At 37.3% G+C, this 13,602-nt stretch carries 10 protein-coding genes; 9 read left to right on the forward strand and 1 reads right to left on the reverse strand.

What is annotated here, in order from left to right; translation table 11 throughout:
- Positions 1-88: 88 nt before the first annotated feature.
- Positions 89-7,561: a DUF7507 domain-containing protein gene (locus ACZDYH_RS05670; protein WP_174766956.1), complete on the forward strand. Its 7,473-nt coding sequence runs from the start codon at positions 89-91 to the stop codon at positions 7,559-7,561.
- A gap of 47 nt (positions 7,562-7,608) precedes the next feature.
- Here the strand turns inward: ACZDYH_RS05670 and ACZDYH_RS05675 are convergent, their stop codons facing one another.
- Positions 7,609-8,166 carry a CatB-related O-acetyltransferase gene (locus ACZDYH_RS05675; protein WP_174766957.1) on the reverse strand — a complete coding sequence of 186 codons (558 nt, stop codon included), beginning with the start codon at positions 8,164-8,166 and terminating at the stop codon, positions 7,609-7,611.
- A gap of 110 nt (positions 8,167-8,276) precedes the next feature.
- Between ACZDYH_RS05675 and ACZDYH_RS05680 the strand changes: the two genes are divergently transcribed.
- From ACZDYH_RS05680 to ACZDYH_RS05715, 8 genes are all read left to right on the forward strand, one after another.
- Complete coding sequence (locus tag ACZDYH_RS05680) at positions 8,277-8,618, forward strand: ASCH domain-containing protein (protein WP_474885848.1); 342 nt, start codon at positions 8,277-8,279, stop codon at positions 8,616-8,618.
- On the forward strand, positions 8,615-9,010 hold the full coding sequence (locus ACZDYH_RS05685) for an NUDIX hydrolase (RefSeq protein WP_000620822.1): 396 nt from the start codon (positions 8,615-8,617) through the stop codon (positions 9,008-9,010). The genes ACZDYH_RS05680 and ACZDYH_RS05685 overlap by 4 nt, the downstream gene beginning before the upstream one ends.
- 86 nt (positions 9,011-9,096) lie before the next feature.
- On the forward strand, positions 9,097-9,717 hold the full coding sequence (locus tag ACZDYH_RS05690) for an acetate uptake transporter (RefSeq protein ID WP_000070938.1): 621 nt from the start codon (positions 9,097-9,099) through the stop codon (positions 9,715-9,717).
- A gap of 327 nt (positions 9,718-10,044) precedes the next feature.
- Positions 10,045-10,488: a flavodoxin gene (locus tag ACZDYH_RS05695; protein WP_001062752.1), complete on the forward strand. Its 444-nt coding sequence runs from the start codon at positions 10,045-10,047 to the stop codon at positions 10,486-10,488.
- A gap of 16 nt (positions 10,489-10,504) precedes the next feature.
- Complete coding sequence (locus tag ACZDYH_RS05700) at positions 10,505-11,404, forward strand: WD40/YVTN/BNR-like repeat-containing protein (RefSeq protein WP_000449496.1); 900 nt, start codon at positions 10,505-10,507, stop codon at positions 11,402-11,404.
- A 215-nt stretch (positions 11,405-11,619) separates the two neighbouring features.
- Positions 11,620-11,820: a cold shock-like protein CspB gene (gene cspB / locus ACZDYH_RS05705; RefSeq protein ID WP_001179150.1), complete on the forward strand. Its 201-nt coding sequence runs from the start codon at positions 11,620-11,622 to the stop codon at positions 11,818-11,820.
- A gap of 188 nt (positions 11,821-12,008) precedes the next feature.
- Entirely contained in the window at positions 12,009-12,854 is an 846-nt protein-coding gene (locus tag ACZDYH_RS05710; RefSeq protein ID WP_000786417.1) for an exonuclease, read from the forward strand.
- Positions 12,855-13,218: 364 nt separating this feature from the next.
- Positions 13,219-13,566, forward strand: coding sequence for a hypothetical protein (locus ACZDYH_RS05715; protein ID WP_006922630.1), 348 nt, complete (start codon positions 13,219-13,221; stop codon positions 13,564-13,566).
- Positions 13,567-13,602 lie beyond the last annotated feature (36 nt).

Genomic DNA, 13,602 nt, shown 5'->3' on the forward strand with positions numbered 1-13,602 from the left:
GAATTTTGTTGGACAACGTACATTGTATAGTTTGTCTACATTTTATAGTATAGAGCACTTTTTACTATAATTGAAATGAGATGATTGTGTGCCTTTTATAAATAGGTTTACGACAACAGTACCTGGTGCCGTCACGTTTACTGGGAATACGCTGGGACTTAGCCCTACATCACCTGCACCAGGTAATATTTTTGGTACACTTGCTGTGTTTACGACAGTAAATACAGCATTGCAAGTACCAGGGTTCCCAGCAGGGACAACAGATGAATGGCAATTGAATTCTTCAAGTGCAATTTTAAATCTTCCAGCGGGAAGCAGTGTATTATATGCAGAATTAGTTTGGGCTGGTACTTTCCGGACTGATACGGAAGATGTGTTACCATTTTTAAATGATAACATTACATTTACAACGCCAGCAGGGACGTTTTCTGTTACGCCAGATCCTGCTACCGCGCAGCAAGGTTCAGTAGGAAATCAGTTTTATTATGCTCGCTCTGCCAATGTAACAAATCTTGTTAGTGCAGGTGGAGCAGGCACATATACAACGGGTGCTGTGCCAGCTGCAAGAACTTCAGCCGACCCAACAATCAGTCGTTCAGCTGGATGGACGCTTGAGGTTGTGTATCAAAATGCAAGTTTACCACTTCGAAATTTGTCAGTATATGCAGGTCAAGAAATTATCGATGCTTCATCCCCGCCAGTTGATGCTACAATTTCAGGTTTTGCTACGCCGGCAACAGGAGCTGTTACAGGAAGAGTGCTCGTAACTGCTCAAGAAGGTGATTCTAACATTGTTGGAGATCAACTTCGCTTTGGGCCGAATGCAAATGCTACAGTTGCATTATTCGGACCGAGAAATCCTGCGAATAATTTCTTTCAGTCACAAATTTGTAATGATAGTGGAAATTTAGATACGAGCGGCACGTTTGGAGATTTGAATCAGCCGTTAGGGGTAGCTTTGGCCGTCCGAAGACAAGGGTGGGATATTACGAATGTAGATGCCTCCTCATCTTTAGTAAACAGTCAAACATCAGCAACGGTTCGATTTGTTACAAATGGAGATGGATACGCAGCAGCTGGTTTTGGTGTTCAAATTGATGCAACAGGTCCAATTATTAATCCTGTTAAATCAGTTAATAGAACAGTCGCAGGGGTAGGGGATACCCTCACTTATACGATTACGGTCCCAAATACAGGAACAGGAAGTGCAGAAAACGTTGTATTACGTGATAGTATTCCGAACGGAACGACGTTTGTTGCAGGTAGTGTTACGGTAGGGGGAGTAACACAGCCGAATGCAAACCCTTCTAATGGAATTAATTTAGGTACAATCCCAAATAACACGCAAAGAATTGTTACATTTCAAGTTCGAATAATATCATTCCCGAATCCCAATCCTATTTTAAATCGTGCAATGGTGTCATATCAATTTCGTCCTTTCGTTGGTAGTCCTCCTATTACAAGTACGTCTTCTTCAAACACAGTACAAACGACAGTGAATCAAGCAACGATAAGTATGCAGAAATCTGTAGATTTACAGACGGCAACGCTTAATGATGTATTAACGTACACAGTTAATGTCACAAATAATGGAAATGTCACTGCGAGCAATGTTATTTTTGTTGATAGTATCCCTGCTGGAACAACATTTGTCGCAAATAGCGTTACGGTAAATGGAGTAGCGCGTCCAGGAGCGAATCCAGCAAGTAGTATTAATCTAGGAAGTATTAATGCTTCGCAAACGACTGTAGTGCGCTTTCAAGTTCGAGTAACATCGAACCCTCTTGTCAATCCAATTCCAAACCGTGCAAGTGCAACATTTACCTTTACTCCAGTGCCTGGTCAACAACCAGTTTCAGGGCAAGCGACAAGTAATACTGTAGTTACGACAATTAATATAGCTGATATAACAACGAGAAAAACAGTGGATAAAGCTTTTGCAACGGTTAACGATGTTCTTACGTACACGGTAACAATTCAAAATACAGGAAATGTACTTGCAACGAACGTTATTTTTCAAGATCCAATACCAATTGGAACGACATTTATAGCAAATAGTGTGACTGTGGATGGGGTTTCACAACCTGGGGTAAATCCAGCGACTGGGTTTACAGTAGCAAATATATCTCCCGGCGGAAGTAGGACAGTGACTTTTCAAGTACGAGTGACATCAACGCCATCAGGAGGCACAATTGCGAATCGCGGAAATGTAACTGCTAATTTCGTCGTTATTCCAAATCAGCCACCAATAACGATTAATAGACAAACGAATACAGTTGTGACACAAGTTAATACAGGCGGTTTAAATGTAATAAAAGAAGTGAATACAACGCAAGCGGCAGTAGGAGACACTTTAACATACACAATTGCCGTTCAAAATACAGGAAACGTTCCGTTAACAAATGTATTTTTCCAAGACGCTATTTCTTCCGCTGTTTCATTTGTTGCAAATTCTGTAACAATTAATGGAGTACAGCAAAGTGGACTAAATCCGAATACAGGATTCTCTCTTCCGAATATTCCTGCGGCTCAAACGGTTGTAGTCACATTTGACGTAGTAATTGTACAGAATCCAGAAAATGAAGATATTTTAAATCAAGCAAATGTAACAGCAAGCTTTCAAGTGAATCCGAATGAACCACCAGTAACAATCAATGTACCGAGTAATGTTGTGAATACGACAGTACAATCAGGAAACTTTGAAGTTGTGAAAGCAGTCAATACGGATGTTGCAACAGTAGGGGATATTTTAGTATATACAATAGAAGTCATAAATGCAGGTAGTGTACCAGCTACGAATGTATTTTTCCAAGATTCAATTCCCCAAGGGACATTATTTATTGAAAATAGTGTAGTTGTGAATGGTGTTTTACAAGAAGGGGCAGATCCAGAACTTGGATTCCCATTAAATAATTTGCCTACTGGCGCCAGTGTTATTGTTACATTTGAAGTATTAATTGATGAAATTCCCCAAGGAAATAATGTTGTAAATAATGCGAATGTAACTGGAGATTTCCTTGTAAATCCAACAGAGCCGCCGATTACTGTAACAGTACCAAGTAATACTGTTATGACGATCGTGAATTCTTCAGGGTTAAATGTAATGAAAAGTGTAAGTACTACTGAATCCGGTGTAGGAGATACGTTAACGTATACAGTTCGTATACAAAATAGTGGAACGGTGACAGCGACAAATGTATCATTCCTTGATCCGATTCCAGTTGGAACCACTTTTGTAGCGAATAGTGTAACAATAAACGGGACACCTCAACCAGGTTTAAACCCGACAACTGGATTTCCACTTGCTAATATTCCAGTAGGAGGAATGGTGACGGTCACTTTTCAAGTGACAATCACGAGTGTACCACCAAATAGAGTTCTTCCGAATAATGCGAATGTCACTGCTGATTTCCAAGTAAGTCCTCTCCAGCCACCAATTACAATTGTAACGATTAGTAATATTGTTGTGACGCGAGTGAATGTAGGATCACTTAATGTAATGAAGAGTGTAAATACACTACAAGTCGGTGTAGGAGATACGTTAACGTATACGATTCTTATTCAAAATACAGGAACTGTTCCTGCAACGAATATTGTTTTTCAAGATCCAATTCCGTCTGGTACTGCCTTTGTAGCAAATAGTGTGATGATAAATGGAGTCGTACAGCAAGGCGCGGATCCTATGCTAGGTTTCCCGGTACCAAATATTCCGGTCGGGCAAACGGCTACGATTACGTTTCAAGTTACAGTGACGAGTGTTCCGAGCGGTGGAAATATAAGAAACCAATCGAACGTTACTGCAAGTTTTCTTATAAATCCAGCAAACCCTCCAATAACGACTGTTACAAATAGTAATTTTGTAGTGACGCAAGTAAACACAGCACAGTTAAATATACAAAAATCTTCATCTGTACAACAAGCAGCACTTGGAGAAACTTACACGTATTCTGTTGTTATTCGAAATAACGGTACAGTAACAGCAACGAATGTCTCTTTCCTTGATCCAATTGCTTTAGAAACAACTTTTGTAGCAAATAGTGTAACGATAAATGGAACGCCACAACCTGGATTTGACCCAAATGTTGGTTTCCCGCTTCCTAATATTGCAGCTGGAACATCATTGACAGTAACGTTCCAAGTTACGGTAGTTGCACCGTCTACACGTGGAGCAGTATTAAATACAGCATCTGCTACAGCCACTTTCTTATTAAATCCTTTACAGCCACCTGTAACAACAACGAATTCAAGTAATACAACGGTAGTTACAATACCGTTACCTCCTCCTGGTGAAGTAACTGCAACAAAAACAGTTGATGTTGCAACTGGGGCCGTTGGGGATGTATTAACGTATACTGTGCTCATTTCAAACGTAGGAATTATCCCTGTTACAGATGTGTTCTTCCAAGATGTCATACCAGAAGGAACGACGTTTGTTGACAATAGTGTAACGATAGGTGGAGTGCAGCAACTTGGTTTAAATCCAGAAATAGGATTTACAGTTACGCCATTATTAATCGCTGGTGGAAGTATTGAGGTCACATTCCAAGTGACGATTACAGAAATTCCAGATAATGAAGTCATATTAAATGATGCAGATGTTACATTTACTTCACAACCAAATCCGCAGGAACCACCGATTACGGAAACGATATTAACAAATTTAGTCGTTACGACAATTAATATAGCGTTTATTTTTCCATTGAAACTAGTAGATAAAGAAGTAGCGACGGTAGGAGAAATATTAACGTATGATGTATTGATTTTTAATTTCGGAACAGTGCCAGCGACGAATGTTCAATTTATCGATACTACTTCCGCGGGTGTAGCATTTGTACCAGGAAGTGTGAGCATAAACGGGGTACCAGCACCAGGATTAGATCCTTTCATTGGTTTTACAGTTCCAGATATACCTGTCGATGATTTTGTACTTGTCACATATCAGGAAGTGGTTACAAGCATACCAGAAGGTGGAACGATTGTTAATTTTGTAGACGTTACAGCTACATTTGCTGTAAGTGAAACAGAACCGCCTATTACGGAAACAACGACAAGTAATACGACATTAACAGAAATCAATGAGCCTGGTTTGAATGTTTTAAAATCAGTGAGTCAGCCGGTTGTTGCAGTAGGCGATACAATCACATATACAACAGTAGTTCAAAATACAGGAACAGTGCCAGCAACGAATGTTCAATATAGTGATGTATTACCTTCCTCTATAGCATTCGTGCCGAACAGTGTAACGATAGATGGTGTGTTACAACCTGGATTCAATCCGAATAACGGATTCCCGCTTCCAGATATAAATCCAGGTGAAAGTGTAGAAGTCATCTTCCAAGTAACCGTTGTTAGTGCGCCATCAAACGGAACAATTGCCAATACGGCAAATGTAACTGGAAGTTTTGTATTAGTACCAGGAGAACCACCAGTTATAGTAACAGAGCCGAGCAATACAACACTTACAACTGTAAATAGAGGGCAATTTAATGTTATTAAACAAGTAAATAGGGTTGCTACTCTCGTTGGAGATATATTAACGTATACGGTTCAAATAACAAATACAGGAACAGTAACAGCTAATGCTGTTCAGTTTGTTGATACCATTTCAGCAGGAGCGTCATTTGTACCAAATAGTGTAACGATAAATGGAGCCCCGCAACCAAACTTAAATCCGATTACTGGATTTGGAGTTGGAGATATCCCAGTTGGTGAAACAGTTATAGTGACGTTTCAAGCGACAGTTACAAACATCCCGTCATCAGGAACAATTACGAACGTTGCAAATATAACAGGAAGCTTTACTTTAGTGCCAGGAGAACCACCAGTTGTAGTAACAGAGCCGAGTAATACGACGATAACTAGAGTGAATAGAGGACGATTCAGCGTTATAAAATCTGTAAATAAAGAAGCGACACGATTAGGAGATACGTTAACGTATAGTGTGCAAGTTACAAATACGGGAACGGTAACAGCAACGAATGTTCAGTTTATCGATGTTCCATCACCTAGTTTAGAATTCGTTCCTGGAAGTGTACAAATAAATGGGATTCCGCAAGTAGGTTTAGATCCATTTGTAGGCTTTGCATTGCCTAATCTTGCAGTAGGGGATAGTGTATTAATTACATTTGAAGTAAATGTAATCGCAGTTCCGCCTTCTAGTAGCATTATGAATACAGCAAGAGTAACGGGTGATTTCGAATTGATTCCAGGAGAACCTCCGTCTACAATTACAAATTCAAGTAATACGACGGTTACGCCGGTAAATAGAGGCAGCTTAGATATGCTAAAAGAAGTAGACCATTCAGTTGTTGGTGTAGGAGAAACGGTAACGTATACTGTTCGTATATTAAATACTGGTACTGCTGATGCAATGAATGTTCAATTTATCGATGTGCTATCTCAGGAAGCTGATTTCGTTCCAAATAGTGTAACGATAAATGGGGTTCCGCAACCGGGGGTAAATCCGCAGATTGGATTTACGATACCTGATATACCAGTTGGTGAGACGGCACTTGTAACATATGAAGCTACGATTACAAGTTTTCCGGATGGTGGTACAGTAGTGAACGTTGCTGGGGCGTTAGCAGAATATATTTTAGTACCAGGGGAGCCGCCAGTTACAGTGATGGATACAAGCAATACAGTTATAGTGACGGTAAATACTGCAATCTTATTTGTTGCAAAAGGAGCAAACTTTGAAGTAGCAATGATAGGGGATGTTGTCACTTACGGAATCGCTGTTATAAATGATAGTACAGTTCCTGTGACCAATATTGTGTTAACAGATATCATTGATCCGAATACGCTATTTATAAATGGTACGGTAACGGTAAATGATGTACCTCTTCCATTTGCTAATCCGAATACTGGTATTCCGTTAGGTGATTTTCAGCCAAATGATGCAGCAATTATTAATTTCCAAGTTGTAATAATAGGAGGGCAAGTAAATAATTTAGTTACAAATACTGCTACAGCGAATGGGCTTGCAACTGTAAATCCGAATGAGCCGCCAGTAGTAGTTGAAGGTGATAGTAATACAGTTGTTATCCCGTTTATTCCTCAAAATGTCTCAACGACAGTCGTAAAAACGGCAGATTTACAGGTAGCAACAATTGGAGATGTCATTACGTTTACGACAGTCATCACAAATACGGGTGATACTGTAATGCAAAATATTCGTTTTCAAGATATGTTAGATAGTAGTGTTCGATTTGTTCCTGGAAGTGTAACGGTTGATAATACGCCAGTGCCGAATGTAAGCCCGGCAGTAGGGTTTCTTATCGGAAGTTTAAATCCTGGTGAAGCAAGGACAGTTTCGTTCCAAGTAGCAGTACAGAGCGCGCCAAATGGTTCAGGAAATTATATAAATCAAGCGAGTATTCGTTTTGAACATCAAGTAGGCACAGTATTGCCACCTGTTACACAAATAGTAGAAAGTAACATAGTTGTCATTCCATTTGTTCCAACGATTGAACAAATTTGCGAAACGAATCTTAATTGCTTAGGGAAAATTCCTTTTCAATGTTCTCCGTGTGATCATTTGCAAATAAAGAAAAAATAAATGAAGAAAGAGCATCCTGTAAGAGAAGGATGCTCTTTCTTCATTAATCATGTAGATTCTTTTTCGGGCGAGGTGAAAAATTCGTCGATTTTGTCGGAAAGTAGTAATGGAATAGCTCCTTTTATAACAGAAATGTCCCAGTCCCACCATGCAAGATTCTGTAGTTTGTCAATTGTTTCTTGCGGGAAACGATATCGAATAAATTTTGCTGGATTACCAGCCACAATTGCATATGGAGGGACGTCTTTTGTAACAACACTTTTTGCACCAATAATGGCACCGTTACCAATTGTAACACCAGATAAAATGCAGGATTGATAACCAATCCATACATCATTGCCAACTACGATATCACCTTTTGAAGAAGGGTGACCAGTAATATGTGCTCCTTCATCAAAAAGTGCATTAAATGGATAAGTCGTTATCCAGTCTGCGCGATGTTCACCGCCAAGTATGAAAACGACTTCTTCTGCTAATGAACAAAACTTACCTATTTTCAATTTTGTTTCATCGTTCCAAGAAAAAATGGTTGGCCCTACTTTACTATAAGTATAATCACCAATATCATATTTATTATATTCAGGTTTTTGATTTAAATATAACATGGTTCTTCAGCCTCCTTTCTCAATTAAGTGATACGTATGGAATATTATATGCAAGATGTAGTAATGTGAACTGTATTAATAGGTGAAATGAACAAAAGGGAGTGGGATGTATGCGATACGAAATGGGTTTATATAATAAACCGTTTCAGTCAATTCAATCAGGGGAAAAAGTATATGAAGTACGCCTATACGATAAAAAACGTCAACTAATAAACAAAGACGATGAAATCGTATTTACGAATCTTAAGACAATAGAAATGATGACGGTAAAAGTAACGGAAATAAAGCGATACGAGAGCTTTAAAGCTATATATGAACAAATCGATAAAAAATTATTGGATTGTGAAAATGATAGTTTAGAGGAAATGTTAGAAAGTACATACAAAATATATACGAAAGAACAAGAAAAAGAGTGGGGAACAGTTGCGATTCGTATTGAGGTAATAAAATGATAAGAAATCGCGGAGCCGCTATCATTGTACAGGAAGGAAAAATCGCTCTTATAAAACGTATTCGAGAAGAGGAAAGATATTATGTTTTTCCTGGCGGAGGGATTGAGGAAGGTGAAACGCCTGAAGAGGCAACGAAAAGAGAGGTATACGAAGAATTAGGGGTACATATACAAGTGGAGCACCTTATTGCAAAGGTAAAATATAAAGGAAATGAATATTATTATGCTGCCTATATTACAGGCGGAGTGTTCGGAAGCGGAACAGCTGAGGAATTTCAGCTGGAAGGTAGGGGAAATTATATTCCGTTATGGCTACCGATAAACGAGTTGGAAAAAGTGAATATAAAACCTTATGAAGTGGTCAGAAATATATTTAATCATTATAAAATATAACGTCTGACAACATACAAAAAAAACCATTGACATAGTCTTCTGATTTAAGTATTGTATTCGAGTATGTTTATAATCAGGAGGTTTATATGAGCAATCAAACTACTACACATCATGTGAAAATGACAACAGCGGATCCATCTGGAATTGGTCTATTTGGATTAGCGATGGTAACACTTGTAGCATCATCTCAAAAGTTAGGCTTAACAGATGGCGTTTCACTTGTATTACCGTGGGCAATCTTTTTAGGAGGATTTGCACAAATCTTTGCTTGCATTCATGATGCAAAGCATAACAATACATTCGGTACAACAGCATTCGGTGCGTACGGTCTATTTTGGCTAGGTGTTGGAATGACTTGGTTAATTCAACTTGGAGTATTTGGCGAAAAATTAGCACAAGCTGCAGATTCAAAACAGCTTGGTGTAGCCTTTATCGGATATTTGATTTTCACAATCTTTATGACAATTGGTGCAATGGAAACACATAAAGTATTATTTATGATTTTCGTCCTTATTGATTTCTTATTTATCGGTCTTTCATTAAGTACTTTAGGTGTTATGCCGCATGCAATGCATAATTTAGCAGCATATTCTGAACTTCTTATTTCATTATTATCTTTCTACGGTTCAGCAGCAGCAGTGTTAAATACACACTTCGGAAAAGTTGTTTTACCAGTAGGAAAGCCTTTTGGTATTTTTAAAAAATAATAAAAAAGCACAGATGATTGTATAGTCATCTGTGCTTTTTTATTTATTCCGCTCTTTGTGGGTTGTCTGAAAAAGCCTGATTGGTGAGGACTCATTAAACTTTCACTTTATCCCGCTATTTGCCGGGCAGTAAGCCCCCCCGCCTCAAAATTCAGCGGAAACAAAGAAGTTAGGTGGGGGATGAATACCCTCACTGATTAAAGTTTCACCTTATTTGAAATAAGTAATGTGAAATGTAAATAAAAGTAGAAAAAATCAATTGAAATTGATTCTCATTATTAATATAATGAGAATGAGAATCATTTATTGTTAGAGGGGGATGCCAAAGTGGCAAAAATTTTAATAGCTTATGCAAGTATGTCAGGAAATACAGAGAGTATTGCTGATTTAATTAAAGTTAGTTTAGATGCTTTTGATCATGAAGTAGTATTGCAAGAAATGGAAGGCATGGACGCTGAAGAATTATTAGCTTATGATGGAATCATTTTAGGATCTTATACGTGGGGCGATGGTGAATTACCATTTGAAGCGGAAGATTTTCATGATGACTTAGAAAATATAGATTTAGCTGGGAAAAAGGTAGCGGTATTCGGATCGGGTGATACGGCGTATGAACTGTTTTGTGAAGCGGTAACGATATTTGAAGAACGTCTTGTGGAACGCGGTGCAGAGCTTGTACAAGAAGGGCTGAAAATTGAATTAGCTCCAGAAGATGAAGAGGATGTTGAAAAATGCAGTAATTTTGCAATTGCATTTGCTGAGAAGTTCTAAGAATGGGAGTGTCAACGTGGAGACAATGTTAAGTGCAACTGCTATTACAAAGTTAAGAGATGGAAAACTGTTGTTAGCTACTACATATAATGGCTTATTTGTTGAACAAGACGGAGAATGGAAACGAATTTTAAATGGTTTTCAAAAACGAATTAGGGATTTACATAGCGAAGATAATGTAGTTTATGGTGTAGGTGACGAAGGGATTTTTATTCGCAGTATGAATGGTGGAGAGAACTGGACAATTCAGCGTTTTCCAACAAAAGCAACGAGTTGGAATGTATGTAGCAATGTACAAGGAACTGTTGTTGCTCATGGAGAAAAAACGCTGTATCTTTCTAATAATTTCGGTTTGACATGGGAAACTATTCATCCGTTTCTTGAGTATGGCAGTGCGGCACCGTCTATTCGATCATTATTTTTATATAAACATTACTTATTTATTGGTACGAAAATACATGCTAAATATGGTGGTGTTTGGCTCTTTGATTTGAAGACACGTAAATTAAAGAGGATTAAAATTGCGATGAATCAAATGATCTCCGCGTTGACTTTACACAATTCTTATTTAGTAGCGGCAAGTGGATCATGCAAGGGAGTTAGCGGAAATATTTCTTATTGTAAAATAGATGAAAGTATTGCAAGTGAAAAAATATATTGGCATACATGTCAAAGTGAGCAGAAAGCAAGTAGTTATTTAGACTTAAGTGTAGATCAACATGTTTTATATACAACTTCAACGCAAAATAAGGCGGGGATTAGTAGTGTGTGCCGTGTGCTTCTTGAAGAAGGTATTGTTACAGTATGTGATTCAGTTAAAGGGCACGGATGGCGCATTGTTAATCAAAAAGATGGTTATGTAGTAGCCGGATCAGGTGAATTAAAAGCAATGCAGTGGGAACAAAAAATAATTTAAGAAAAAAACTTTACTTTTATTATATTGATATGATATAGTATATTTAAACCATTTTACTTTTAATAATATAGAGATTTAAATGAGCTGTAACTTCCGAGGAGGATAGCAATGTTAAATCTCCTCAGGGGTTGCAGTTTTTTAATATCTGGCTTATTATTGTAAGGTGGTTGAAAATGAATATGTACATATAGGTACATTGTAGGAGGATTTTTTTCATGCAAAACGGTAAAGTAAAATGGTTTAACTCAGAAAAAGGTTTCGGTTTCATCGAAGTTGAAGGCGGAGAAGACGTATTCGTTCATTTCTCAGCTATCCAAGGCGAAGGCTTCAAAACTTTAGAAGAAGGTCAAGAAGTTACTTTCGAAGTAGAACAAGGTAACCGTGGACCTCAAGCTACTAACGTAAACAAGAAGTAATTTTTGAAAAAAGAAGGGCTCGCCCTTCTTTTTTTTTGCATTTTTATAGATGTCCTCCTACTTACATATCATAACAAGACTGAATTTTCATTTATTTATTCGGAGTATTTTTGTATAAAGTACATGAATAAATAAATACTGAAAATAAAGTGTTTGTGTGAAAAGGAATTTAGAAAGAGGTAAATAAATTGAAAAACGCTACACATTTCATTGTGTTTGATATTGAAAGGAATTTCAGACCGTATAAATCAGAAGATCCATCAGAAATAGTTGATATCGGAGCTGTAAAAATAGAAATAGGTACAATGAAGATAATTGAAGAATTTTCGGAGTTAGTAAAACCAAGTGCACGATTAACTCGTCATACAACAAAATTAACCGGTATTACGAAAAAAGATTTAATGGGTGTAGAAAAATTCCCTCAAATTATAGAGAAATTTATTCAGTTCATCGGCGAAGGTTCTATATTTGTTTCATGGGGAAAAGAAGATTATCGCTTTCTATCTCATGATTGTACATTATATGGTGTTGAATGCCCAAGTATAGAAAAAGAAAATAGAATTGATTTGCAAAAATTTGTTTTCCAAGCATATGAGGAATTGTTTGAACATACGCCAAGTTTACAATTTGCGGTAGAACAGCTCGCTTTAACGTGGGAAGGAAAACAGCACCGTGCTTTAGCAGATGCTGAAAATACAGCAAATATACTTCTTAAAGTATATAGCGAGAGAGATATTAATAAGCGATACAAAAGACATGGTGAACTTGAACTTGTAAAAAACGGAAAACTAACAGAAAAAGCGAAAAAAAAGATGCGAAAATGGGTGTTTAAAGAACTAAAGAAAAATACAGAACGCCCTTTTGAATGGAGTACATTTGAAAGTGGTGACACGTGGGAAAGTATAACGGAAAGATATTATATAAGTGAAAATACAGTAGAACTCCTGAAAAAACATTTTCGTACAGCAGTGAGAAAAGCGGAACGGCAGATTAGGTATTTGGCTGAGATGGAGGAGAATACAGAGGTTAAATGAATTTCTCCTCCACCTCTAACTACATACATGTAGTAACAGCGTATTGATATTAAATAGGCATCAACTTGTTGTTGTGATTGTGCATTATAATTGCTTTGGGATTGTTAAGACGTAATAAGAGTTTTAAACCGTATTAATAAAATAAAAATATATATAAAGAAAAGAGTGTAGTTTAATGGAAACAATCTTTAACATTTTAACTGTTTTAGTTTTTGGGATAATATTTACCACACAATTAGCATTAACTACACTTTCTTTCATAGTAAAGAAGAATTGGAAAAAACTTAATATCTCTTTAAGTTGTAGTGTATTAAAGTTTAAAATAGAAGAGTAAGATTGAGTTTTGTACAAGGGAGGTGTGATAGTGGTAGACTTGGATATTAAAGATGTCACAGTAAAGATGCAATTAAACGGTGTCTTTTGGAATGAGGATCGGATTGCTGAAATGAAGGTGACTACAAAAGAAGAGCATTCTGTTATTCTTCGTCTAGTAGTTGATTTAGAAAGTAAAACTATTAGGGCGACGAGTGCGGAAATAGTGAATGGATTCTGCCCTCTGTGCAAACAGAAAAGGGACGAATGTAGTGAACTTAATGACTTGCAAAACAAAATGGAAATTTTAGAAGAAGCCTACGATTGGGTGAGAGAACATCCGGAATATCGTTTTCAATTATCTTTTTACGAGTACAATAAATTTGAGGTAGTAAAGTGAAATTTGCATCTTAACAACTTATAGAAGGACTTGGTC

This window comes from Bacillus sp. EB V-12, assembly GCF_056158125.1.